The 25,360-nt window shown below is 43.3% G+C and carries 29 protein-coding genes and 1 pseudogene; 7 read left to right on the forward strand and 23 right to left on the reverse strand.

All coding sequences use genetic code 11. The features are described 5' to 3' along the window. Positions 1–37: 37 nt before the first annotated feature. From E4U82_RS20245 to pta, 8 genes are all read right to left on the reverse strand, one after another. Positions 38–346 carry a hypothetical protein gene (locus E4U82_RS20245; RefSeq protein ID WP_245183530.1) on the reverse strand — a complete coding sequence of 103 codons (309 nt, stop codon included), beginning with the start codon at positions 344–346 and terminating at the stop codon, positions 38–40. Then, entirely contained in the window at positions 346–546 is a 201-nt protein-coding gene (locus tag E4U82_RS06955) for a helix-turn-helix transcriptional regulator (RefSeq protein ID WP_135109482.1), read from the reverse strand. Before E4U82_RS06955 ends, E4U82_RS20245 begins: the two co-directional genes overlap by 1 nt. Positions 547–724: 178 nt before the next feature. Then, positions 725–1,243, reverse strand: a complete 519-nt coding sequence (locus tag E4U82_RS06960; protein ID WP_135109483.1) for a DinB family protein — start codon at positions 1,241–1,243, stop codon at positions 725–727. Positions 1,244–1,995: 752 nt separating this feature from the next. Then, entirely contained in the window at positions 1,996–2,754 is a 759-nt protein-coding gene (locus E4U82_RS06965) for an HAAS domain-containing protein (protein ID WP_135109484.1), read from the reverse strand. A gap of 4 nt (positions 2,755–2,758) precedes the next feature. Next, positions 2,759–3,109: a PadR family transcriptional regulator gene (locus E4U82_RS06970; RefSeq protein ID WP_209300543.1), complete on the reverse strand. Its 351-nt coding sequence runs from the start codon at positions 3,107–3,109 to the stop codon at positions 2,759–2,761. A 135-nt stretch (positions 3,110–3,244) separates the two neighbouring features. Next, positions 3,245–3,406, reverse strand: a complete 162-nt coding sequence (locus E4U82_RS19820) for a hypothetical protein (protein ID WP_167751351.1) — start codon at positions 3,404–3,406, stop codon at positions 3,245–3,247. 22 nt (positions 3,407–3,428) lie between these two features. Beyond that, the gene (locus E4U82_RS06975) at positions 3,429–4,220 is read right to left on the reverse strand and encodes an SDR family NAD(P)-dependent oxidoreductase (RefSeq protein WP_135109485.1); all 792 of its coding nucleotides are present in this window, start codon (positions 4,218–4,220) and stop codon (positions 3,429–3,431) included. Between the two features lie 119 nt (positions 4,221–4,339). Then, complete coding sequence (gene pta / locus E4U82_RS06980) at positions 4,340–5,308, reverse strand: phosphate acetyltransferase (protein WP_135109486.1); 969 nt, start codon at positions 5,306–5,308, stop codon at positions 4,340–4,342. Between the two features lie 314 nt (positions 5,309–5,622). Here pta and hemQ point away from each other — a divergent pair, with 314 nt between their 5' ends. Then, entirely contained in the window at positions 5,623–6,363 is a 741-nt protein-coding gene (gene hemQ, locus E4U82_RS06985; RefSeq protein ID WP_135109487.1) for a hydrogen peroxide-dependent heme synthase, read from the forward strand. A gap of 296 nt (positions 6,364–6,659) precedes the next feature. Here hemQ and E4U82_RS06990 read toward each other — a convergent pair whose 3' ends face one another. Further along, on the reverse strand, positions 6,660–7,802 hold the full coding sequence (locus tag E4U82_RS06990) for an anti-sigma factor (RefSeq protein ID WP_135109488.1): 1,143 nt from the start codon (positions 7,800–7,802) through the stop codon (positions 6,660–6,662). Further along, on the reverse strand, positions 7,799–8,293 hold the full coding sequence (locus E4U82_RS06995) for a sigma-70 family RNA polymerase sigma factor (protein WP_135109489.1): 495 nt from the start codon (positions 8,291–8,293) through the stop codon (positions 7,799–7,801). The genes E4U82_RS06990 and E4U82_RS06995 overlap by 4 nt, the downstream gene beginning before the upstream one ends. Positions 8,294–8,560: 267 nt before the next feature. On the opposite strand from E4U82_RS06995, the pseudogene E4U82_RS07000 reads away from it, so the two are divergent. The 3 genes and pseudogenes from E4U82_RS07000 to E4U82_RS07010 all read left to right on the forward strand — a co-directional run bounded on the left by E4U82_RS07000 (position 8,561) and on the right by E4U82_RS07010 (position 9,810). Continuing rightward, positions 8,561–8,979 (forward strand): annotated as a pseudogene (locus E4U82_RS07000) (cell wall hydrolase). Between the two features lie 21 nt (positions 8,980–9,000). Beyond that, positions 9,001–9,447, forward strand: a complete 447-nt coding sequence (gerQ, locus tag E4U82_RS07005; protein WP_135109490.1) for a spore coat protein GerQ — start codon at positions 9,001–9,003, stop codon at positions 9,445–9,447. A 111-nt stretch (positions 9,448–9,558) separates the two neighbouring features. After that, positions 9,559–9,810 (forward strand): hypothetical protein, encoded by a 252-nt coding sequence (locus E4U82_RS07010; RefSeq protein ID WP_135109491.1) that lies wholly within the window; start codon positions 9,559–9,561, stop codon positions 9,808–9,810. 48 nt (positions 9,811–9,858) lie between these two features. On the opposite strand, the gene E4U82_RS07015 is transcribed toward E4U82_RS07010, so the two are convergent. From E4U82_RS07015 to E4U82_RS07025, 4 genes are all read right to left on the reverse strand, one after another. Beyond that, on the reverse strand, positions 9,859–10,227 hold the full coding sequence (locus tag E4U82_RS07015; RefSeq protein ID WP_135109492.1) for a DUF423 domain-containing protein: 369 nt from the start codon (positions 10,225–10,227) through the stop codon (positions 9,859–9,861). A gap of 28 nt (positions 10,228–10,255) precedes the next feature. Then, entirely contained in the window at positions 10,256–10,540 is a 285-nt protein-coding gene (locus E4U82_RS07020) for a DUF5327 family protein (protein WP_135109493.1), read from the reverse strand. A gap of 147 nt (positions 10,541–10,687) precedes the next feature. Further along, a complete protein-coding gene (locus tag E4U82_RS19825; protein ID WP_167751352.1) occupies positions 10,688–10,828 on the reverse strand; it encodes a hypothetical protein in 141 nt (46 codons plus the stop codon). Between the two features lie 133 nt (positions 10,829–10,961). Then, positions 10,962–11,276: a phasin family protein gene (locus E4U82_RS07025; RefSeq protein WP_135109494.1), complete on the reverse strand. Its 315-nt coding sequence runs from the start codon at positions 11,274–11,276 to the stop codon at positions 10,962–10,964. 262 nt (positions 11,277–11,538) lie between these two features. On the opposite strand from E4U82_RS07025, the gene E4U82_RS07030 reads away from it, so the two are divergent. Continuing rightward, complete coding sequence (locus E4U82_RS07030) at positions 11,539–12,888, forward strand: YjiH family protein (protein ID WP_135109495.1); 1,350 nt, start codon at positions 11,539–11,541, stop codon at positions 12,886–12,888. A gap of 113 nt (positions 12,889–13,001) precedes the next feature. On the opposite strand, the gene E4U82_RS07035 is transcribed toward E4U82_RS07030, so the two are convergent. From E4U82_RS07035 to ku, 3 genes are all read right to left on the reverse strand, one after another. After that, on the reverse strand, positions 13,002–13,832 hold the full coding sequence (locus tag E4U82_RS07035) for a sugar nucleotide-binding protein (RefSeq protein ID WP_135109496.1): 831 nt from the start codon (positions 13,830–13,832) through the stop codon (positions 13,002–13,004). 30 nt (positions 13,833–13,862) lie between these two features. Beyond that, complete coding sequence (locus E4U82_RS07040) at positions 13,863–14,876, reverse strand: acyltransferase family protein (protein WP_135109497.1); 1,014 nt, start codon at positions 14,874–14,876, stop codon at positions 13,863–13,865. 133 nt (positions 14,877–15,009) lie between these two features. Beyond that, a complete protein-coding gene (gene ku, locus E4U82_RS07045) occupies positions 15,010–15,852 on the reverse strand; it encodes a non-homologous end joining protein Ku (protein ID WP_135109498.1) in 843 nt (280 codons plus the stop codon). Positions 15,853–15,951: 99 nt separating this feature from the next. On the opposite strand from ku, the gene E4U82_RS07050 reads away from it, so the two are divergent. Next, positions 15,952–17,745 carry a DNA ligase D gene (locus E4U82_RS07050; RefSeq protein ID WP_342447724.1) on the forward strand — a complete coding sequence of 598 codons (1,794 nt, stop codon included), beginning with the start codon at positions 15,952–15,954 and terminating at the stop codon, positions 17,743–17,745. Between the two features lie 153 nt (positions 17,746–17,898). Here the strand turns inward: E4U82_RS07050 and E4U82_RS07055 are convergent, their stop codons facing one another. Next, the gene (locus E4U82_RS07055; RefSeq protein WP_135109500.1) at positions 17,899–19,293 is read right to left on the reverse strand and encodes an L-cystine transporter; all 1,395 of its coding nucleotides are present in this window, start codon (positions 19,291–19,293) and stop codon (positions 17,899–17,901) included. A gap of 238 nt (positions 19,294–19,531) precedes the next feature. On the opposite strand from E4U82_RS07055, the gene E4U82_RS07060 reads away from it, so the two are divergent. Next, a complete protein-coding gene (locus tag E4U82_RS07060; protein ID WP_135109501.1) occupies positions 19,532–20,092 on the forward strand; it encodes a winged helix-turn-helix domain-containing protein in 561 nt (186 codons plus the stop codon). Between the two features lie 21 nt (positions 20,093–20,113). On the opposite strand, the gene E4U82_RS07065 is transcribed toward E4U82_RS07060, so the two are convergent. The 5 genes from E4U82_RS07065 to E4U82_RS07085 all read right to left on the reverse strand — a co-directional run bounded on the left by E4U82_RS07065 (position 20,114) and on the right by E4U82_RS07085 (position 25,124). Beyond that, positions 20,114–21,352, reverse strand: coding sequence for an MFS transporter (locus E4U82_RS07065; protein ID WP_245183531.1), 1,239 nt, complete (start codon positions 21,350–21,352; stop codon positions 20,114–20,116). Between the two features lie 162 nt (positions 21,353–21,514). Continuing rightward, positions 21,515–21,955: an OsmC family protein gene (locus tag E4U82_RS07070; protein ID WP_135109502.1), complete on the reverse strand. Its 441-nt coding sequence runs from the start codon at positions 21,953–21,955 to the stop codon at positions 21,515–21,517. Between the two features lie 489 nt (positions 21,956–22,444). Continuing rightward, a complete protein-coding gene (locus E4U82_RS07075) occupies positions 22,445–22,912 on the reverse strand; it encodes a hypothetical protein (RefSeq protein ID WP_135109503.1) in 468 nt (155 codons plus the stop codon). Positions 22,913–23,949: 1,037 nt separating this feature from the next. Continuing rightward, a complete protein-coding gene (locus tag E4U82_RS07080; RefSeq protein ID WP_135109504.1) occupies positions 23,950–24,309 on the reverse strand; it encodes a DUF488 domain-containing protein in 360 nt (119 codons plus the stop codon). Between the two features lie 38 nt (positions 24,310–24,347). Continuing rightward, positions 24,348–25,124, reverse strand: a complete 777-nt coding sequence (locus E4U82_RS07085; protein ID WP_135109505.1) for a TerC family protein — start codon at positions 25,122–25,124, stop codon at positions 24,348–24,350. Positions 25,125–25,360 lie beyond the last annotated feature (236 nt).

Genomic DNA, 25,360 nt, shown 5'->3' on the forward strand with positions numbered 1-25,360 from the left:
TCTGCTATTAGCTGGTGTTGATGAACTATCCAGATCGTTAAGAAAAGTATTTAATTATGCCAATAATAGACAGAAGAACAACGAGATAAAAGAGTGTCCACAATATTGCATTTGATGGCGTTTTTGTTTTCCCTTCTGTTTCGGTTCTCTTGTACAAAACTACTCTTGACCACCAAAATATTCCTGTTCCCAGTAAAAGAATTGTCATTTGCCAGCCCATTTCACCAGTAGCTATAAAATCATAAATGGCCCATATTAATAATGCTAATGAATAAAACATAAAGCCATTTCTTCCAGCTTTTAAATTATGACTTTGCTCCATTTCATCTGGCTTACTTAATTTCACTAATCTCCCTCCTCAAAAATAAATAAGTGATCCACTGTAGTATAAAGGTTTTTTGACAATGTAAATGCTAAACTTAAAGTGGGGTCATATTTATTATTTTCAATAGCATTAATGGTTTGCCTGGTAACATTACACCTTTGTGCAAGTTCCTCTTGAGAAATTTTCATTCCTTTCCTAATTTGCCTAATGTTATTTTCCATTTTACACACCTCTAAATGTAAAAAACATTTTACATTTATCATTATAATAACACCGCATATAAATGTCAAAAGGTTTTTACGTTTATATGCGGTGTTATTCAACAAAATGGCCCTGCAATGGCAATGTGGGTACCTTACTTTATTCCGAAAATGCGCTCGTTTCCGGAACAATCTAAACTTATATTAGCTGGTATTGTTTTAAATATTGGTAAAGACCGTAATCTGTTGGCACAGAAGCATAACCCAACTGTCTTAACATAGCTGTGATGTTACCACGGTGATAGGTTCCATGGTTAACAACATGGGGGACTTGCTCAAATACACTCGTTTCCATGAGGTCACCGTTCGGATTCTTAATAACGAGGGGTTTATCTGAATCCTCCAATTGGCTAAACAACAACTTATATCGTTCTGATAGTTTAAGAAACATCGCTTCCATTTCCTCTAATTCCTTTGACTCTGTTTCCTCTTTTAATTGCTCTTGTAACATCAAAGCATGCTCCATATCCTTACCAGAAAAGACCTCTATCCAACCGAGATCAGAAAGATAAACATGGGCTAAAACACGAGATATCGAGGAAAATACACTTTGGATTTCTTTACGATAAACATCCTTTGGAAGCTCTTTGATTCGATTAAAAATTTGTCCATTTGCCCATTCGTTATAATCATACAACTGTAATTCAAGCCGTGCCATTTGAAATTCTTCCTTTCATGTTTAATATAACGCTAATCCAATTGTACACTACCTTTTTTATTATTTAATAACATCAAAATGGTTTTATTTTTCTTCCATCTAATCATTCTTTTTACTTTTTAACTTAATTACAATCCTTTTGAGTTCTCTTCATTTTCACATTTTCACAATAAGTATAGCTATTATGTATACGGAACAGGCGCCAATTCTTATTTCCAGAAGTGCGCCCGATCGTATTGCGGTACAGTGTTTTCCGATATTGGTTGGTATTGAGAAAAAAATCATTTCAAAGGCTTGTATTAATTGAAAGATCCCTCTCAGCCAACTCCAATAAATATTATAATTAAACCAGCAATCTGATGTAATTAAATAAAGGCGGTGATTCTTATGTTAGACCAACAAAACCATGAATCCAAACGAAAAGACGACTGGATCGACAAATGGGTTAAGATGACCGGCGAGCGGGCAAGAATTGATGCTAAAGCATTTCAATAGGATTAACTGTCGGACAATAACCAAAACCTGTTCCCTTATTGCGGATAATCGGTTTTTTATTGTATAAATTTCAACTTCCCCAAATATTATTTATTCCGCACACGCGCCCTTCGGAATACTCTGTTATATTATTTTTACCATAAAAACACCCTTTGGACAATACAAACTCAAAGGGCAAAATGGTACAATTTTTCATAAATGGTGATGCTTATTTTAACAACATTGTTCAGAAAGCACTTGATTTTTTCAAAACACCTTTACACTGCCCTCTCCGCTCTATTGACGATAAAAAGATAAATACCAATTCCGCCAAAACTGATCAATGTACTTAATACCAGCACCGTTTGCTGATCTAAAGCAGTCAGTCCAAGCAAGTATTCGGGCAGCACCAATAGTGTTAAAATAATCGGCAGCACCCAGGTCTTCGCCCACCAGGAGATGCCAACAATGAACACGACGATAGCCATTGCTGTCAAAATAGTACCAGCCACCCCGAAATGAATTACGGGGGTTTCAACAGCCCGATTAAAATAAATCAACCCGACAAAAAAGCCGATTGGAACAAGTGTCAATACAGACAAAACACCGATCTCTTTCCACTTTGAAAGCTGATTTCCTGAGATATACTTAAACGCAGTTAGAGTACCAACTATAAAAATACCACCTATGACAACATGACCTGCCAATTCAAGCAGTGAATAGGAAAGCGGGCCCTCCATCAAATCATTAGCCAGTGTAAAAGAAAATGAGCCAAAGATGATGATTACAATATACTTAAACCATGATTTGAAATCAGCAGGCATTTCATCTGACAACTGTTCCATATAGGCCTTTGGCGAGTGGCCGACAATTTTTTCCACTGATTTTCCCTTTTGCTCTGCCTCCATTAAATGAACTTCCAATTCCTCGACGATTTCGTCAATTTCGTCCGAATGCTTGCCACTGGAAAATAAATATACCCGCAAGTCTTCCAGGAATTTTCTGCTTTTAGCGGACAGTTCGGTTTCTGCATACATACTATCAACCCCTCCCCTGAGATTCATCAGATGCTGTTTCATGTTTCAGTACCCGATTAACGTTCGTCTGCAAGTATTCCCAACGCCCGATGAAATGTTCCAGCTCCTGTTCTCCTTTTGCAGTCAGGGAATAGTACTTTCGTTTCGGTCCAGCCGTTGACTTTTTTCGGGTGGATGTTACCAGTTCCTCTTTCTGCATCCTTAGCAAGAGCGGATAAATCGTCCCTTCACTTAACGCATCGAAGCCATACAATTCCAGCTGTTCAGCCAGCTCATAGCCATATACTTCACGATCCTTAATGATTGCCAGTAAGCAGCCATCCAGAATCCCTTTCATCATCTGCGTTGTGGACAAAGGTATCTCACCTCACTTGTATGTCTTGTATTGCAAGGTATACAAGGTATTATAACTGTTAATACCTTGTAAAGCAAGACTTTGTGAAAAAAAGTCTTTCAGAAGTCAGAGGTTAGGAGCAGAAGTGTTGACCCGTCAAAACACAAAGAAAATGGAAATGCCACGCCATGGGTTCGGTTTGGCGTTGCTGTTTTCTTTGGCCTCTTCATCATGCTCAATGCGCTCCCCATCCTTTACTTTTCCCCAATATACGTACCCGGAATTATTGGAAAGGTAGTTATCCAGATTACCTTTCATCGCTGTTTCAATAACCTTATCTTCACCTTAAAACACTTCCCCCGGATATTTTCACGGATTCGCCCACAATGTTCGCCGCTGCATCTGTTAGCAAAAAGGCGATGGTGTTGGCCACCTCATCCGGTTTTGTCATGCGCCCCGACGGAATCGAATCCTTCACCACTTCTGAAAGCGAACGATTTTGCCGCTCCGCTTTTTTCTGAGCAGAAGCCCGTCCCATTTCCGTGTCAACAAATCCCGGGCTGACGGCATTGACCCGGATACCATGCTCAATTGCTTCCAGTGCCAGCGAATGGGTGAAACCAGTCATGGCGAATTTTGAGCCAGCATATGCTGTTCCGCCATACGTACCGCGCAAGCCGGACAGTGATGTTACATTAACAATGGCTCCTTTTTTCTGCTGCTTCATTGACTGATAAACCACTTGGGTCAACAAGACAGCTGATGTGTAATTCACATGCATCACCCGTTCCAGATCATCTTGTTCAAGCTGTTCAACAGGTCCTCCACCTGAGATCCCGGCATTGTTGACCAGTAATGAAATCGGCCCGCACGCCTTCTCAGCACTTTGCACAAGTTCATGGCGTTCCTCGTCATTCCCGAGATCTGCCGCATAAGTATAGACATGAGCAAAAGGAGTCGATTCATGAATTTCCGCGGTCAGCTGCTTTAGTTTATGTTTGCGTCTTCCTGTCAGGGTAACAGATGCGCCCATTCCAGCAAGGACTTTCGCGGTTTCAGAGCCAATCCCGCCCGTTGCGCCGGTGACCAGGACGTGCTCTCCTTTCAAAGCATCATGTGCAAAAACAGCCATTTCTATCTCCTCCCTCAAATTTCCAAAAGTGTACTTGATTGACCTGTCGTTCCACCCCGCCGGCACGAGACGCTGACCTATAAACAAAGCGCACAGCCCCACGCTGCACGCTTCCTTCACTACGCCTGTGCTGCTGTGATCAGCGCCAGGTTATAAACATCCTCAGCACTGCAGCCGCGCGACAGGTCATTAACCGGTTTGTTCAGGCCCTGCAAAATCGGTCCGACCGCTTCAAACTCACCCAGCCGCTGGGCGATTTTATATCCAATGTTGCCCGCTTCAAGGCTTGGGAAAATAAAGACGTTTGCATCGCCTCTGATTTCAGAGTCCGGTGCTTTTTTCTTAGCCACACTCGGAACAAATGCAGCGTCAAACTGAAACTCGCCATCGATGATAAGTGATGGATTTTTTTCCTTTGCGAGCTCCAAAGCATTGACCACTTTCTCGGTTTCTTCCGACTGTGCTGAGCCTTTTGTGGAAAAGCTGAGCATGGCAATCCGCGGATCAACATCAAACAGTTCAGCAGTATTGGCGCTTTCCGCCGCAATTTCGGCTAAGTCCTGGCTGTCTGGGTTCATGTTAATCGCGCAATCGGCGAACACATACTTTTCATCGTTGCGGACCATGATAAATACACCGGATGTTTTCTGAATACCATCCTTCGTTTTAATGATCTGCAGCGCCGGTCGTACAGTGTCGGCGGTTGAATGTGTCGCACCACTGACAAGACCGTCCGCCTTATCCAAATAAACAAGCATCGTTCCGAAATAATTTTTATCCAGCAATGCCTGCCGTGCCTGATCAGTGGTTACTTTGCCTTTCCGCCGTTCGACAAACGCGTCAACCATCGCATCAAATTCCGGAAAATTATGCGGATCCAACAATTCGCACGCCGAAACATCAATCTCTGCAGATTCAGCCTTTTGCCTGATTTCGTGTTCGTCACCCAGCAATATCGGTGTCACAATTCCCGCAGCACCGAGCTGACTGGCAGCTGTCAATATACGTTCATCGCGCCCCTCGGGGAAAACAATTTTTTTAGTGGTATTTTTTAAGCGAACCTTTATTTGCTCAAAAAGATTACTCATGACAAGCACCTCCTGTAGCCTATCATATCGTGAAACAGTTAATCCTGAAAACAAATGACACCCGATTGTCATTCATTTTTGACAGTAACATGACAAGCATCCTATTTTCATGCTTATCGTACCCTAAATATGATATAGTTAAAACACATGGGAAACAACCTGACGATTCGGCATATTTTCATTTGAAATTGAAGATCGGATGACAAGATGCATGGTAAACAATCAGATGATAAAGTGAAACTTCATTCAGTGGGGGTTTTACTGCCCGTTAAGGCGGGGTAAATAGTGTAAACGAGTAAAGGAGCGATTTTTTTATGGCAGCTGAAGCAGTTAAAACATTGGATGGCTGGTATTGCCTGCATGACATGCGGACGATCGACTGGACGTCATGGAAAATGGCAGACTCACACGAACGCCAAAAAGCAATTGATGAATTCAAAAACCTCCTGGCGAAATGGGAAGAAGTCGAAGCAGCAGAAAACGGCAGTCATGTTCTCTATAAAATCGTCGGCCAGAAAGCTGACATCATGTTCATGTTTTTGCGGCCAACGATGAATGAGCTGACGGATATTGAAACGGAATTCAATAAATCAAAATTTGCGGAGTTCCTGCGTCCGGCACATTCCTATGTCTCTGTTGTAGAGATTTCACAATACAGCGGCAGAGCTTCTGCGGATGATCCAAAGACACGGGAACGACTCTACCCGATATTGCCGAAATGGGAACATGTATCGTTTTACCCGATGGACAAACGGCGCAAGGGTGAGGAAAACTGGTACGCACTTGATTTCAAGGAACGGGCCAAACTGCTTTATGAACATTCGAAAACCGGCCGCCAATACGCCGGCGAAGTAAAGCAGATCATTACCGGGTCATTCGGCTTTGATGACTGGGAGTGGGGCGTCACCCTGTTTGCCCATGACCCCCTGCAGTTGAAAAAAATCGTCTACGAAATGCGCTTTGACGAAGTGAGTGCCCTCTATGGCGAGTTTGGAGAATTCTTCGTCGGCAACCACCTTGCAAAAGAAGACATTGATACTTACCTGCACGTTTAAACTATTTAAAGAACGGCCTCTGAAGCACACTGGACATTGTAAGAATAGACATTAATTAAGGCAAAGAAAAATCCGAACGTTGATTTAAATCCCAGACTACGAATCAACGTTTGGATTTTTTAGTGAAATGGAGCGCCGCGTTGGCTTGCAGTAGAGTCGCGCGAAATAAGAGGGTTATCGCGCGATATTCAAAGAATGCCGCGCGATTTTATAACATCCTTGCGCGATATCCAGCCTGTGCCGCGCGATTTTGGGACACCTTCGCGCGAAACTCTATTTTTCCAGTCTCAAATCGTTTAATCCCAATTCCAGAACTCAACTTCGTCCACTTTCAACTCTTTAATCAACTGTTCGTTTTGCAGTTTCAATATTTCTTTTGTGGGCCCGGTGATAACGGCTCCGTAGTGCTGTATACCGTTACTTTTGAGAAAGTTAATGCTTTCTTCAAGCCGCAAGTCTCCAAAGGTTAGTTGATTCGCTTTTTTCTCATGGTCTTGCAGAAAACGTAATGTTTTCATAAACTGGTCATGAAGCATATTCTGATCTCCTTCAGTGTATGCTGGTGATGAAGCACTTTCCGAAACCGTTGTGCTACCAAACAATCCCTCTTCCTCTTCGTGTGATTGTGTAATCATGTCATCTTCATGCCATATTGGGTGACTCGGAAAACCGATGGGATTAGAAATGACGTCGTTATTCCCGGATGATTCCATGCCGGTATCAACAGCAAGCCATAAAAGATTCATCTGCTTACCTGAAAATAGTTGTTCTACGTCCTTTGATTCCAATAATTCATCAAATGATACATAGGCGGAAACGACCGTTCCTTCCGGGAGTTTTTCTAATTGATCCCAATCTGAGTTAAAGCTTTCGTCAGATTCGGGGTGGAAAAAAAAGGCGGATTGGTTTTGTGATTTGTTTCCCATGTATGATCGTTCCGGAAAAGTCATAGAGGAGAAAAGAAAATTCACTTCTAAGTCACCAACTTTTATGGTTTCATTTCCGATTTGTTTTTTAATATCTCTTGTTGCTTCTAAACCAAAATAGGGTTTCGTAATTGTGCTTGTTCCTCCGAGATAACCATAAGGATCTGTAACAGTCAGCGTGTGATCAATTACCTCTCTGAGTTCATCCACTCGATCTGGATTGCCCCACGAATAATATACCGCGGTTAACACAGAAGACAAAATTATAATTAGCATAAATATCCCTAAGGCAGTAAGCGCTGTTTGAAATCGTGCTTTCCATTTGCCTTTTCGGACAATTCTTCGCTGCTTTTTGTTACTTATAGCAGATTCTGGTTGCTCATCCGGCTTATTTTCCAACGTTTCCTGGTAACTTTCCAGTTTTTCCAATTCTTTTTCAAACGCTTCTAATTCCTGGTCAGTAAGCTCTCCTTTTTCATAAGCTTCCAGTTTTCGGTTAAACTCATCGTTCACTTTTCTCCCGCCTTTCTATTTCTGATTCGCTGTCTGCCACGGAACAGCAGCACTTTAAAATAAGGTTGCCTAACATTCATGACAAGAGCTGCTTCACGATAGGACAATCCGTGAAAATCATGTAAGAGTACAGCATATTGATATTTCTCGGGTAAATCTTTCAGCATCTCAATAATTCCCCGTATCTCATCATGAATGACAACCGTTTCTTCTGTTGCTTTCTTTCTGTCAAACAGAGTTGAGAAGAAACTTTGTTCTTTGACAGCCGTCCGCTTATGCTTTCGGTAATGATCAATGAAAGCATTATGTGCGACAGTAAAAAGCCATGTTTTTATGTTTGTCGCTTCGTAGTTTTCAATATTGAGGTGGGCGCGAAAGAAGGTTTCCTGTACCAAATCCTCTGCTGTATGATGGTTGTGACACAGGGAAAGAAGAAAGCGATATATATCATGAAAATACATTTTATAAATGTCGTCTAAATTATTTGTCACGCTGTTACTTCCCCCCCTCTGCACATAACACGTATCAGCCATAAAAAAGTTACAGGATTCGTTTGAATTTTGTTTGCATCAGAACCATTCAGTCGGTCTGTCCGTTAAGGCGGGATAAATAGATCGGCAATTCACTTCATCTGAAACACCAAGCACCATTTATAAATTTTTTCTCCGCTCCTGTCATCATTTCCATTCCCCTTTCATATATATATCCAGAAGACCAAACAGCTTGAGTATGAACTTAACAGACACGAGGTATTTCGTATGGCAGTCATCCCAGCCACCGAAAAGGTGTCAAATTGCTGGCACGATTCATGCGTGCTGAAGGTGATGGCCGGCTCGCTATGCTGATGGTCGGCAATACCGGTGTGAACCGTGTCCGTACCGATTGTCTCGATTTTACAACTATCAATAATCTCAATGACATGGTGTTCCTGAGCCCGGGCTGATCTGAGGCAACACAACACAAAAAGGGTGTTTTCACCAATGCATACAGGAGCAAGATACACAGCCTGCACAAAGAGTCATTAATGGTGAACGATTCCACCGGCCACCCATTCATTGTGGTTTTTCCGAGCCCAGGGAAGCTGCCCGGCACTATGGTTTGGGCAATGGAATACCAGCAGATATAAGTCACATCGCTTTATACACCAATTGAGGCTGAATGCCCAAGAGTCTATTAATCTGTTACAGGAGGTTTTTTCATGAGTGAGCAAGATCACAATGGCAACTATCCGTACGGCAGCTACTATCAGGCATATCCCTACTTCTATTATCCGCAGTCATCACCGGCGTACTATCCCGTTTACGACCCCCGACAGGATATGCAGAACCAGCCGCCGCAGCAGCAAGCTGGCCAGGGGATGTTGCCCGAGGAACAATCTTACATTGAGAATATTTTACGATTAAATGAGGGAAAACAGGCGACGGTTTATATGACATTTGAAAACAATGCGGAATGGAATGCCAAAGTATTCCGAGGGGTTATTGAGGCAGCCGGCCGGGATCATATCATTCTTCGTGATCCACAATCAGGCAAACGATATCTGCTTCTGATGATTTATCTGGATTATATCACCTTTGATGAAGAACTGAACTATCAATATCCATACGGTAATGACGCGCAAATGGCGCAATATCCGCCAAGGTAAAAGCAGGATAAACCAATACATGCATGGAAGCCGCCTTTCTTCACGAACATAAAGCGCCCGACATTCATCGGGCGCTTGGATTTGTTATGACACACACAAGGGGCAATTGGGATGCGAAACCCTTATGAAAAATACATCCGCATAGAATTGCTAACACTTGCACTGGCTGTTGTAATTGGGATGATCGCTATTGTGCAGGGGTATCTGCTCATCATGTTGTTTTGTGTGTATTTGCTGGCCTTCAGCATGTTCTGTGAGGGTTTTCTTCACATCAATACCAATCATGCTGTTGATGGCTTCAAACAGTTTGTTAAAGCCGGAATGTTGATACTTATCGTGACGGTCCTTTTTTTCTCCATATGAAAGGACGTTCAAACCCGATAGCTTCCTTCCAGACCACTACTGTACGCATCACAAATATTTAATCACAGCGTATCCTAACAATACCCAGCCGATTAAAAAGGCAACCCCGCCAAACGGTGTAATCATTGCAAACGTCTTGACGCCGCTGACTGAATAAATATACAGACTGCCGGAAAACAAAACAATACCAATAAAAAACAGCCAGCCGGCCCAGACCATCCCGCCGCTTTGCCATTTCGCCATCAGTAATCCCGTCACCAACAATGCCATCGTGTGGAACATTTGATAATTGACCGCTTTATCCCATGTACCGAGTGCCTTTTCAGATAACTTCCCTTCAAGCCCGTGTGCCCCGAATGCACCCAAGGCAACTGCCAGGAAACCATTAATGGCTCCCAGCATCAAAAATAATTTCATAGCTATAACACCTCTCACTCTTCAACTGTTAAAAATCGAATAGCGACTTTCCGTTTGCTTCGTCATGGTCAATCGGATCATGCGCCTGCTTCGACTGCCGTTCAGCGACTTCATTTCCCATCATCGCCTTCATCTCACGAGCTGTCATGGCGTGTTCAGCATCCGGGGAAGGCTCTTCTTCCAATAATAGCTCACAGAGAAGCCTGATATTGGCCACATGTTTAGTCATCGCAGCAACATCCGCGGACTTTTGATGCGCCTCCGCTAACTCCTGCTTCATTTTTTTCAAAATCGTATCTGTCGCGACTGCCATCATGACCTCTCCTTTGTCACGTTTTCATACACCATCACTGGCTCTTGGAATCTCCCAAACGTGCCTGTCATAAAAGAGTATCACATGTACCTTTTTTCAGCCATACAAAAAGCCTTGGCTCATCCAAGACTTTCGGCATTCCCCATCTTATTGACTGATGTTCACCCGCTGCTGCTGTTCTTGTGTATAGCGCGTATAAACCCATTGCAAAAAAGCAAGTTCTTTTACCTGAAGTTTTCTGTCAAGCTGTTCTTCCGTACTTTTTCTCATCTGCAAAAAGCTCTTCATAACGCTACTATCCTCCTAAGCGAAGTACACAGCTATGATTCTAATGTTTATTGTACTTCTAAATCTCAAGAGAATCAATACTAAAATTCAAATATACAAAATATACAGACAAACGACAAAACTCTACATTTTTTTACGATTCCTGGCGCCTTTGTTCATCCAATTGACTTTCTAAATCTGAAATCCGGGCACGCAGTTCATTTATATCTTCTTTTGTTGCAAGACCGAGGTCCTTGGCCATCTGCTGGGTCTGTTCATATTGTTTGGTGTTCCATTCATCCGTCTTCATTTCACCTTTATCCACAAAATTACGCATGACCGTTCGCGCCTGTTCCTGTGTCAGTTCATTTTTTTCAACCATATCCTTCAGCTTTTTATCCAATTTTTCTTTCCCAGTAACTGCTGCGCCAAGCCCCAGAAGAAATCCTTTTTTCAAAAAATCACTCATGATCAGCACTCCTTTTCATTTATTTCACCATAACGGTAAACGTCGGCAAAAGCAAGCTGGAGACGAACCGCTACAATATAATAGCTAAACTTCTTATAAATGTTTTCCCGCTATCCGTTTGCTTTAAACATGATTAGGCACTATATGTTATATTCGTGCCCCTTTTTAAATATGAATAGATCAAACCCTTAAAATTCCATCTGGTCAGCACACACTGCTTCCTATATAATGAGGAAAAGACAAGTTTGTGAGGGGGGAGAAGATGGAGAAAAGTGCATATGGAATTAGTCATCATTTAAAGTTCATTATCCCATCATTGATCGGGGTGTTCCTGTTTATGACACCTGTCAGCACGGGGGACGGGATGACCATTCCGATCGCTGTTTTTGCCGGTTGGGTACAAAGTGCATTGGCCGGACAGCTTTCTGCCATCATGATGATCATCATTGTCCTAACAGCGATTATGACGGTTATTGCCAAAATAAAGGGGTCGAACGCTTTTCAGAAAACACCTTTCTTTCATGAGTTGTTTTACAAAAGCACCTTTTGGACGATCACCCGTGTGGCAGCAGCTGTTTTTGCTGTCATGGTGTTTTTCCAGCTGGGTCCTGAAGCCATTCACGGTGCGGATACAGGCCAGACGCTTTTGGGGGACTTGCTGCACGTCCTGTTTGCGGTCTTTTTATTTGCCGGACTGTTTTTGCCTTTGCTGATGAATTTCGGCTTACTCGAATTGTTCGGCACCCTGATGACAAAAATTATGCGTCCACTGTTTAAACTTCCCGGGCGGTCATCGATTGATTCACTTGCCTCATGGATTGGCGATGGTACGATTGGGGTTCTTCTGACGAGTAAACAGTATGAGGATGGCTATTACACCAAGCGTGAGGCGGCGGTCATCGGTACAACGTTCTCGGTTGTTTCGATTACGTTTACGCTCGTTGTCGTGAGTGAAGTTGGTCTTGGCCATATGTTTGCACCTTTCTATTTGACTGTTATCGTTGCCGGATTTATCGCAGCACTGATCATGCCGCGAATTCCACCACTATCACGGAAAGCTGACACATACGTTTCCGATTCAGCCGACGGAACGAACGAGGCCATACCTGACGGGTACAACGTTTTTACATTTGGTTACAAAAAAGCACTGGACAGGGCCGGAAAAGAAACAAGTGTTTATAAGTTTTTTAAAGAAGGCGGGCAAAACATTCTCGACATGTGGATGGGCGTTGCACCGATTGTCATGGCATTCGGATTGGTAGCACTGGTCATTGCCGAGTATACACCAGTGTTCGGATGGCTCGGCCTGCCGTTTATCCCGCTTCTGGAAGTGATGCAGGTTCCATTTGCAGAGGAAGCATCCGAAACGATTTTAATCGGGTTTGCGGATATGTTTCTGCCGGCGGTTATCGGGGCCTCAATCGAAGCAGAGATCACCCGGTTTATTATTGCTGCATTGTCCGTTACCCAACTGATTTACATGTCAGAGGTTGGCGGGCTGCTGCTCGGATCCAAAGTTCCGGTTTCGCTGAAAGATCTGTTTGTCATATTTCTGCTCCGGACGATCATCACATTGCCGATCATTACGTTATTTGCCCATATGATATTTTAGAATCAAAAGTGGAAACCGTATTTATAAGTGGATATTGTTCTTACCTTTTATTCCTGCATTCAGTGAGGGGGCCCACTGAATGCAGTATTTAAGGGAGGAGTATCTTTCAAACGTTATGAACGGAAATCCTGTTTCACCACATGTTTGATGCCTTCCGTATTTAACGCGATATTTTTCGGAACTTCCTCATCCGCCTCTTCATGCTCAGACCCTTTTTCAACCAATTCCTGATGAAACCCGTACTGTTCAGCCGCCTGCTGCATAAATTCATAGAAACTCATGCTTCTGTCCGGGCCGGCATGATAGACGCCTGTTCTGGCATTTTGGACAAATTCTGTTATCGCCTTAGCCATATCCCCGACATGTACAAAAGTGCGAATCAGGTCATCGCGGTAAGCCACCGTATGTCCCAGCCGCAATTGATAGACGAGCTGATCGGTTCGGTCGTCCATTTTCCCAACCATATTTTCCCCGTAGATCGGGCCAGCACGTAATATGACATAATTGGTCAAATCCTGTGTGATGAAGTGTTCTGCTTTCACTTTCGCATTGGCATAAGTGCTTAATTTATGATCATCGGGCAGTTTGGACATCGAGTCATCTTCATTATATGGTCCGTTGCCATCTGCAAATACAAAATCTGATGACACATATACCAGTTTGGTTTCCGGCGTGACGTGGGTGTTTAAATGTCTCAAACCTTCCTGAATCAGGTTGTCCTCGTAAGGCCCGCTCATAACGGACCAGACGACGACATCCGGTTGGGTCTCTTTATAGAATTCGGAAAAAGACTCTGGCTGGTTAATATCCAATTTATACAAATCATCGAACACGGCCGGGTCTTTCAGGTAGGTGCCGACAACGTCTGTACCCGCTGTTTCCTTCAATAATTGATAAACCGATGCACCTAAATAGCCGCTTGCCCCAAATACACATACTTTCATTGGTTTCACCTTCCCCTTTAAATCTGATCGTTATGCGTTCGCGTGTTTCCGGTTGGGACGCTGCCTGAATTTGCTTTTCAAAATGGTCGTTCTGCCTTCAATGAGCGGCTGCCAGATTCCCTGAATCGGTCTGCTGGACAGGGCTAACACGATTAATGCTGACATAACCGCAAGACCTACTAGATCGATCACATGGTTGACGGCGAACAAATCGGCCTGCCGGAAAAATTGGATGAAAAATCCATGTAATAGATACACATAAAGTGTCCTGGTTCCTAAAACGGTTAGCCTGCTGCGCTTCTCGGGCATCCAGGCCAATATACTGGCAGCCATGAGCGCAGATGTGACATAAACCAGTAGCCTGGCAATGATGCCATACTCAGGCAACCCCAGCGTGCTGTATGATTTCGATGCCAGCAGCCAGCCTGTGTTAAATTCTGGTGCAACGTAAATCGCTATCCCTACGCCAACCATTACAACCAGGGCAGCTACCCGCAGCTGGATGCGTTTCAGCCACATGACCTGTTGTTGTGTCATCCAGTATCCCATCAGGAAAAATGGGAAAAAGACAAAAGTGCGCGACAGACTGAATGCATGGCCGACCTCACCGAAGTAGCCGACAATCAAGCCGATTCCAATTGAAATGGATATCCCCATCGCGGGTGACATTTTTTTAAACAGGATCAACAGTAAGTGCCAGCTGAATAAGCTGAATAGAAACCATAATGCCCAGTGCGGGTAGAACATTTCCAGTTGCCAGCCGTCTTTACCGATCAAAAAATAATAACCGGTATAGATAACTTGAAAAATCAAGTAAGGTACAAATAATTTTTTGGCTAATTTTGTTATATATTTCATATTCCCTGATCCCTTTGCAAAGAAACCGGACAGAAAGATAAATGCCGGCATGTGGAATGTGTAAATCCAGAGATATAGAGTATTTACGCCCGAAGATCCGTCCACAAAGGGCTGGATAACGTGACCAAACACGACAAGGAATATCAACATCAATTTGGCATTATCAAAATAAGCATTGCGTTCCATCTTTTCATCCCTTTACGTTTAAAGTACTGACGTCTCATACACCATTATACCCTCTCTTAATCAAAAGTACGTCGGGTACATATCATTTTTATGGGATTGTTATAGGAACGTAAATGGAATGCAATCACTGACATTATTTTGCCACTTTCTTCTTCTCTTTGGGGGCTGTGGTGGTTTTTCGTTTGGTTTTCGGTTTCTTGTCTTTTTGGGCGCGATTAAGGGATTCCTGGAGTGCATCCATCAGGTTGGTGACATTATCTGGCTTTGGTGTTTCCTCTGCTGTTGTCACCTCATCACCATTTTTCTTCGCCTCGATCAGTTCCATCAAGGCTGTCCGGTATTCATCCTGATACTTTTCGGGATCAAATTCGGCTGATAGCTGATCGACTAGCATTTTCGCCGTTTCCAGTTCTTTTTCCTCTGTATTGTTTTCTTCTGGAACGTTTGGTACATCTTTGACGTCCCGCACTTCATCCGGGTAATGAATGGTTTCCACCACAAGTGTATTCTGATAAATCCGGATGACGGCGAGCTGCTCTTTTGACCGAATCATCATTTTAGCAATCCCGATTTTCCCGGTATCCTCGAGAGCCGAGCGTAGCAGTCCATATGACTTCGCCCCGCCTTCATTTGGTGAAAGATAATAGCTTTTCTCAAAATAAATGGGATCAATCTCGTCCAAATTGACAAAATCCATAATTTCAACTGCCTTATCCGCCTGTTCCTTCTTTAAATTTTCCAGTTCTTCATCATCGAGCACCACAAATTTATTTTTGGTATATTCGTACGCTTTGACGATTTCATCATTTTCCACTTCCCTGTCACAGTTCGGGCATACTCTCTGATATTTAACCGGCGTTCGGCACTCTTTGTGGAGATTCCTTAATTTGACGTCCTTGTTTTCCGTTGCTGCATGCATCTTCACCGGAATGTTGACTAGTCCGAAGCTGATTGTTCCTTTCCACATCGTATGCATTAAAAAAGCCTCCTTTTTTCGTATAGTTTGGCTTTTGACGCATGAATTTATCCTTAATGATGGGGCACTTTAAAGAGAGAGGTGGTTGACGTGAAATTAATGAAGCCGATTGCCAGAAGCGATATCCCTAGTGAAGCGGGGTGGGCTTACGAGGTGAAATATGATGGCTTCCGCTGTGTGCTGGATTGGCAGGCGGATTTGGTCCGGTTGATCAGCAAGAGCGGGACAGATTTAAGCGAGAATTTTCCCGAGATTGTTGAAGCGTGTATGGCACAGCAGTCTCGAGTTAAGGATTACTTGCCGCTTAAAGTCGATGGTGAACTGGTTTTGCTGAACAACGCCTATCAGGCAAACTTTTCGCTGCTTCAGAAGCGAGGCCGCCTGAAGAAGCACGAGCTTATTTCGGAAACGGCAACAGCCCGTCCAGCCAGTTTTATGGCATTTGATTTGCTCATGTTCGAGGGCACTGAACTTATTAAAGAAACGTTTGAGCGACGAAAAAAGAAGCTTGAGCGTATCTTTGATCATGGCGATCAACTGGGGGAGCTCCTCCATTATGTCGAATGTGTGGATGATGCGGATTCGCTATGGCAGGTTATTTTTGACTATAAGGCAGAAGGGATGGTCGCTAAGCGCAAGGACAGCAGATATGCTCCCGGCAAAAAGCATCACGACTGGTTTAAGTTGAAAAACTGGCGGACGATCGAGGGGTTTCTGACCTTTTACGATCCGAAAAATGATTATTTCCTTGTTTGTGTGTACCGTGGGGATGAGGTGACGGAAATTGGCAAATGCAAACATGGGCTTGAGGAGGACTCGTTTAAAGCATTACGGGATTTATTTCTGTCCAGGGGTACGGAAGAAAACGGGGGCTATCGTCTTCCGCCAGCGGTTTGTGCGGAGATACATACATTGGATCTTCTCAGTGGTGAACTACGGGAGCCGGAATTCAGGCAGTTGCTTCCGGCTAAGACCCCGAGCGACTGTACATGGGAAAAAGTGCAGCTGGATCTCGCTATGCTGCCTAAAACTGTTGACGCATCGAATACGGATAAACTGTTTTGGCCATCGTATAGACAGACAAAAGGTGATCTGTTGGTATATATGCGAGAAATAGCACCGTATATGCTACCGTTTTTAAATGAGCGATTACTCACAATTATCCGTTGTCCGGACGGTGTGGAGGGGGAATCATTTTTCCAGAAACATCTCCCGGATTACGCCCCGGATTTTATTAAGAGTATCAAGCGCGGTGATGAGGTGCGTTTTGTCTGCAATAATTTGGACTCGCTGATGTGGTTCGCCAATCACGGGGCATTGGAATACCATATTCCGTTTCAAACAAGGGAGAGTAGCATGCCACGTGAAATTGTCTTTGATCTTGATCCGCCTGATCGGGAGCGGTTTTCGCTTGCGGTGAAAGCAGCGGGATTGCTGAGGCAGCTATTGGATGATCTCCGGCTCGTATCGTTTGTCAAAACATCCGGCGGAAAAGGAATCCAGATTCACATCCCCCTGCCGTCTGACAGCATCTCTTATGAGGAAACCAGTGTGTTCACCCAAGCGATTGCCTGGACGCTGGAAAAAGGCTTTCCGAATTTGTTTACGACGGAACGATTTAAAAAAAAGCGTGGCGATCGGCTCTACATCGATTATTTGCAGCACGGTGAAGGCAAGACAATTGTGGCTCCATATTCACCCAGGAAGCGAGAAGACGCCACGGTTGCCACGCCATTGTTTTGGGATGAAGTTGGGGAAGGTTTACACCCGGACATGTTCCGGATTGATCATGTTGTTGAGCGCGTGAAAACAGTTGGGTGCCCGTTTGCTGCGTATTTTACGGTTGGTGAGCAGCAAGTGCTGGACGACGTATTGGCAATGATTCGAAGTTGAGGATTTTCGGCCTGTGCCGAAAATCAACTGATTGAAGGGCCGTTCTTGTTTCGAGCGAGTTGCTCCGATTTTCGAGCGAGTTGCTCCCTCGTAAACTCGGCGCAAAACACACGAGGAGCCGCCCCGGATTCGGAGCGGCTCCTCACAACCTCATTAAATGGCTGTTTCATGTTCAATGGCCGTTTGATCGTTATACGTTTTCAGGTTAAGTTTTTTCATAATTCGGGCTGTCAGGGTGCCTGTAAGCATCGCATCGTTGACGTTCAACGCGGTGCGCCCCATGTCAATCAATGCTTCAATCGAAATCAGTAGTCCAGCCAGAGCGACAGGCAGCCCCATTGATGAGAGCACGATCAATGCAGCGAATGTTGCACCGCCGCCGACACCTGCGACACCAAACGAACTGATGCCAACAATCAGCACAAGTTGAATGATAAATTCTGGTGTGAGCGGATTAATCCCAACTGACGGTGCAATCATGACAGCCAGCATCGCCGGATAGATACCCGCACAGCCATTTTGCCCGATCGTTGCACCAAACGATGCCGACATATTGGCAATCCCCTGGTCAACACCCAGCGAGTTTTTCTGTGCCTGGATATTCAGCGGTATTGTACCGGCGCTCGAGCGTGATGTAAACGCAAATGTTAATACTGGTAATACTTTTTTCAAATAAATCATTGGATTCAAACCAAACACGCCAACCAACACGAGATGAATAATAAACATGACAATCAGAGCTGCATACGACGCAATCACAAATTTACCGAGTTCCAGAATTCCTGCGATATCTGTTGTTGCGACCGTCGTTGCCATCAATGCCATGATGCCAAATGGTGTCAGACGTAAAATCAAGGTCACAATCCGCATCACCACTGCAAACACGGCATTGACACCTTTCGTAAAGAGTGCTGCTTCATCAGGTTTTTTCCGGCGCAGTCCCAAAACAGCAATCCCGACGACCATCGAAAAGATGACAATTGCAATGACCGATGTTGGACGATCCTGGGTCATATCCTGAAATATATTAGACGGAATGAAACTTAGAATTTGCTCAGGTGTTGTCATATCCTCTACGTCACCAAGCTGCGTTTCCAACATTGAACCGCGTTCCTGCTCTTCCTGTCCAACTTCAATTTCACTAGCATCCAAATTAAATACCGTTGCACTACCGATCCCGACAAGCGCTGCCACCATAGCGGTCGAGACCAGTAACCCGATAATCCAGCCGGACATCTTTCCCAGATCGGATGATTTTTCCAGATTGATAATCGATTGAATGATGGATACCATCACAAGTGGTATAACAATCATCATCAATAGTTGTATATATCCTCTGCCGACAATATCATACCATGCATTCGTCTGTGTCATCACCTCTGAACCAGTGCCGTAGATTGCCTGCAAAGCCGCACCAAGTACAATGCCAAGGCCAAGCCCGGTAAAGACACGCTTTGTAAATGAATAGTGCTTTTGCTGCATACGGATTAGAAGCCCGACCAGCGCCGCCAGCACAACAACGTTTAAAACAATATAGACCGTTTCCATACCCATTTCCCCCTCTTGTTAGTCATTCTTAGCTTATGCAAGGGAACAAAAGGTGAAACCGTTCGACCTTTGATTTTCCCTACACATATAATATAATTCCTATAAGAATAGTTCACTTTAATAATATACAGGGCATCAGCAAATGGTGTCAACCAACTAATCTTTTCACGTTTTCTTTGCGACTTTTTCACCAAATGGTAAGATATATGTAGGATGATATGAAAGGAACTGTTTCCACATGCAGGACATTTATTACGTGAAGGATCTGGAGCAATTAAAAATATTAAGCGATCCGTTGAGGGTTCAAATTTTATGGGAGCTGGATCATGGCGCCCAAACTGGAAAAATGCTGTCCGTCAAACTGCAATTACCCGCGTCTAAAATGCGTTATCACCTGACAGCTCTGGAAAAAGCTGGCCTGGTTGAAATCGAACGCACGGAAGTCTTGAATGGAATCGTGCAAAAATTTTACCAACCGATTGCCAAGGAAATTTCACTTGAGAACGTTTCGCCACTGATTAACAAGCATGAGAACCCGTTCAGCGGCAATACACGAACGGAAAATGCTATCGAAGGCTTGAGGCGGACCCAGGAGATGTTAAAACGGGATCAAGATACCCTGAATTCGGATGCGCTGACCCAGCAATTTATCACGGCCTCCTTAACAAAAGAGGATGTGAGTACCGTTAATGAAAAACTGACGGAACTTGCTTCATTTATCAAAGCACGCGACCACAAGACAGATGCCGCTCAAACGTATCACGTTAATATCACCGGATTCCCGTCTGAAACCGAGTAACGGATAACTATTCCCGATACCCTAACCATTCACCTGCCGGGACGCTTCCATATAATAGGTTTTTTTTGACGAGTTCATGACCATCACGACCAAAACAAGACTGATGATAAACGTCAAGAGTGAAGCGCTGATAATGGTGTATCTAAGTGGAATTACATCACCCGTGAACCCGATTAACAGAATAAACACAATCTGAAATAAACTTTGGACGGTACCGAAAACACCGTACACCCTGCCGATCATATCCCCAGGGACGTTATTTTGGAAAAATGTCATAAACCCTGAATTGGAAAATGAATTAAAGAAACCGATTATGATGAAGCCGACAGCAACCGACCAGAACGAAAAAGAAAAGGCATAGATCAGATATCCAATGGCTGTAAACAGGAAACCCATACCGATTAGAAATCGTAATGACAGTTTTTTCGACAGAGCTGATAAAATAAAAGCGCCTGCAATGGAGCCGACTCCCGTAATACTGACCAGCAGCCCGTAGTCACTTTCAGACAGCCCCAGCGTCGATTGAATAAACACAACCTCCTGCGCATCCATGCCAATGGAGAGAACCATCAACATATAAACCAATCCAACGATCATGATGATATAAGGGGCATTTTTGCTAAATTGATACACGGTCTTCCAGTCATTTTTAAAGGTTTCAAAATGAAATGCAGACGTCCGTTCCACCGTATAATTTGGCAGAAATACCATAATCCCGGCAGACACGATAAATGAGACAGCCGTCAGCCAAATTACAGCACCTGCCGAAATCATCACCAACAGTGCACCAGCAATCGCCGGCCCGACAACAAAGGCACCTGACATAATCAGACTGGCATACGAGTTATACGCCTTCCGATCCTCCCTTGGAATTAGTTTAGTGATATACGTGACGGAAGCCGGATCAAAAAAAGCCTTTGCCACCGAGAGCAGAAATAAACAGACGTAAATCGCCGTAATGGAAGACATTAGCGGGATGAGTGCCATCAGACAGGCTCTAATCAAAACGGTCAGCATCATGATTTTCTTTTGATTCAGGCGGTCGATTAAAGTCCCAGCCCAAAACTTGGTCAAAAGTGAAGCCAGTGGCCCCATAATCCATAGCCCTGCTACTGCTGCCGCTGAATGTGTCAATTGGAGTATCAAAACATTTATCGCTATCAGGTAGATAAAATTTCCAAGACGTGAGATGCCGACCCCTGCTAAAAGAAACAGCGGCAACTTCCATTTCCCGATGATGGCCTTCCAGGACTGTTGCAATGCGAACACCTCTCCCTATTCATCTTGCTTATATACATATTAATTATTTACTTCGTATTAATTTATTAATATGATTATAGCATTTGATATCCGGCGAGGCAACTTTTTTTGAAAATGTGTTTGACACTCGGTACAAAAATAAGCCTAGGGCGCTTCCCAGGCTCATTGAATGTCTGCTTGTAATTCCATCGCTACGTTACCTTTGACAGCACGAGAGATCATGCAGTCTGATTCAGCTTTTTCAACCAATTTTCGCAGCTTTTTGTAGTCTTTTTCTTCAGCACTGTCCTGTAGTGCTACATAAGGTTTATGAATGATTTTTTCATACGTGAAGACACCGTTTGTCACATCGACAATTCCTTCTGAGTCAAGGGCCATCTCCTTCAGCGGAAGGTCTGCCCGCTCTATCATGGCCGCGAGTGTTATCAGATAACACGTTGCCGCTGCACCCAGTAACATTTCATCCGGATTTGTTCCCATACCGGGCCCGTCCATTTCCGGCGGTATCGAAATTGTTGTCTGCAGATTCCCGGCTTCAATGGTACCACTGCTGTTCCTGCCACCCGGCCAGTCTGCTTTTAAATGAAAATGATGCTGTGTCATTCAATCACCTCGTTTAAAATATCATCTATTCTATCATCAAGAATAACACCAGCATTCTCCAGCACCAAGCCAAAAAACCGACTGCTCCCAATCTAACGTTACTTTAGAGGTGTAAACGAGCCCTTCACAAACAATATCGCAGTGAGAAATCCCCGCTATAATTTCATTGCTATTTCAGGGCTTATCAATATGTCGTTTAAATTTCGCATAGTAAAACACACGCGTTTTCACAGACATAGAAATAAATATTTCTGACTTGCGAATCTATCGCCTTTTCATATGTGAATTATTGTGAAAAACGTAACTGTTTTAATTTCTATGAATTTTTATGTTAAAATATTATTAAACGTAATTCAAAGACCTTAAAGCTTTATACTTAAACTAACGGCCCATTTAACTAAATAATAGTGATCTAATAAAATTGCAAAAACCAAAAAGACCTACTATCCAAATGATAGGAGGTCTATAATAAATTCAAATTATTTTTTCTTATGGTTGATAAATAAACCGAATCGGAGTACTAGATGGTATTACAACAGCTTCTTTAGTTAAACTTCCTGTCGGTTCACCATTAGCGTGTAATATAGCAAAATATATATTTTGGCCATTGTTATATGCTGTTTCAAGCTTGTTATCGCCCATACCACTCAATGTTGCCGCTATGGAGCTTGTAGCACCAGGTATAGCAAAAGGTTTAATAAAAGCTGCTAATCCAGATATAATAGAAAACCAACCTACTGCTTTTTTTCTCTGATCTAGCATTTCTCCAAGCTGATAATTTGTAAGAGAACCAGCTTCAGCAATTGGTTTACCTACGTTAATTATTGTAGCTTGGGGTTGAAAATCTTCTTGTTTTTCTTCATCATTATCATTAGAAGAAGCAAAAGAAACAGGAACAAGCAAAGTGCTAGACATAAGCATTACGGTCAAGATTGACACGATAATCTTTCTTTTCACAATTAGCCTCCTAGTATTTTAGCCTTTTAACCTTATAAGCAAAAGGTGACATAATATAATAAAAAGTCAAATAATTTGAAAGGATGGAAATTGTGAAGCCTTCTATAAAATCATTTAAAAGATATTTAATCGGAAATGTAATACTTGCTACACTGTTAACAATAGTATCCTATCTTAATTATCAAAGTAATGATTACTCAATATTCTCTGTAGTAAATTTTACTCTTGTAATTGGAATTGTTATGTTGATTGCTTCCATAATTTCATATATTTCAATAAAGATATATGAAAAAAAACGAAAAAAACATAATGAAAAAAAAATAGAGATAAAAAAGCGATATATAAAGTTCAACACCCGATCCTGAAGAATCGGCCAGACTTTTAAACAAACAGACGTTTTATTGTTTTGTTTTAGACAACACAATGAAAAGGAGGATATTCAATGCCAGAAAACTACCCCTATTATTACAGAACTTGGTTTGCCGTATTGATGTTAATTTTATTTTTCCCGGCAGGATTTATTCTTATGTGGAAAGGCAATAAGTTTGGAAGATCGTGTCGGATTATTATATCTGCTTTTGGACTACTATCATTGTATCCTTTTTTACTGCGGATTAAGAAATTAATAGCGTCTCAGAAAATTAATAAAAGTTGGAGAAGTCGATGAGGGTATTAGTTGAAGAAAAAAGCTTAGAGGTAAAATTTCTCTAAGCTTTTGGGCTCTTCACCAAAATCTAAGGTTGATATTAATGAATAAATATGATAATAAGACTAGCTAGCGGAGGAAAAACACGGAGACTCCTGCGGGAAAGCGCAGTGGGAAGACCCCGCAGGAAAAAAGCGAACTTATTTTTTCCGAGGAGGCTGAGCTCGGGGCCCGCGGAAAGCGTAGTGTTTTTCCGCAGCGGAAATTATAATCCAGGTTAGTTTGTCAACCATAGATTTTGGTGTTGATCCAGCTTATTTAATGTGATTTATAATACGAAATGTGGTCTGGAGTAAACCCGCCTGCGTCTATTCAGCAGGGTCACCTATCGCTACTGCCTATCCACGATTTCCTTCAGCACTCTGGCCTGGTTATGGTCCTCGTCTTTAGCCGAAAATAATAGTGTCAGTTTTTTATCATGTTCTTTGGTCAATTTTTTCAGCTTCTGCAGTTCTTCCTGCTGGTCGCCTTCCTTAAGCTCTTCTTTATACTTCTGCTTAAATTCATCGTATTTATCGGGATCGTGACCGAACCATTTGCGTAATTCATTGGACGGACCGATTTCCTTGAGCCAATGGTCGAGTTGTGCCTTGTCTTTTGCCATGCCTCTTGGCCATACCCGATCAACCAAAACCCGGACGCCATCATCTTGTTCCGCTTCTTCATAAATCCGCTTCAAATGTACTGGCATCTGTTTACCACTCCCTCAACGTAATCATTTGCCGGTTATCACATGCTTTCATGCTGTGGGGTCTTCTCGGCAACCTTATCGGACGCGAACCAGCCAGTGACGGCAATCGTTACCAGAACAACATAGAAAATAATTTTCCATGTGGTTGAATGTGGGAAGGCATGCGGAATCAGACCGATCTCATCATGGGCAAGCACGATCATCGAAAGCTTCACACCAACCCAGCCGACAATAGCGAATGCCGCAACTTCTAAACCTGGCCGCTTATTTAACAGTTCCACAAAAATGTTGGCAGCAAACCGCATAATAATCAGCCCGATCATCCCACCGGCAAACACAACGGTGAATTGAGCCCCATCAAGGCTCCCGATTGCCGGCCACGCTGTTTCCGGTAACGCCACCGCCAAGGCAACAGCGGCTAAGATCGAGTCCACAGCAAAAGCCAGGTCCGCAAACTCCACTTTCAAAACGGTCATCCAGAAGCCGCTGCCAGCCTTTTTCGGCTTTTGTTTCGCGTCCTCTTCTTTGTTTGAAAATTTGTCGTATAAATTTTTACCCGAAATACCTAACAGATAGAGCGCTCCTAAGGCTTGTACCTGCCAGAAATCGACCAGAAATGAAATGACAAACAACGACCCAAACCGCAAGACAAACGCACCGGCCAATCCATAAAAGAGCGCCTTTTTACGCTTTTCTTCCGGAAGGTGTTTCACCATGATGGCAAGTACCAGTGCATTATCGGCAGCCAGCAGACCCTCAAGACCGATCAGTATGACAAGCACCCACAAATATTCTACTAACAATTGTGCTTCCACAATAATCTCTCCCTCGTGAAAAATGGTCCCACCGACAGGTCAGGACCATGAAAAAAGACCCTTACCAGCAGTGGTAAAGGTCTCGCTAACAACTTCTGTTGCCAATTAAGCCGGAGATTGTCCATCTCGTAATGACGACGTTAATTGTACAGCTACTCCCCTTCAGGAATCGAATTCTTATTAACTTCATTAAACAGCTTATAACGGAAAAAGTCAAGTTAAAGAGGAAAAACCAA

It is taken from the genome of Lentibacillus salicampi, assembly GCF_004565465.1.
GTDB classification, from domain to species: Bacteria; Bacillota; Bacilli; order Bacillales; family Amphibacillaceae; genus Lentibacillus; species Lentibacillus salicampi.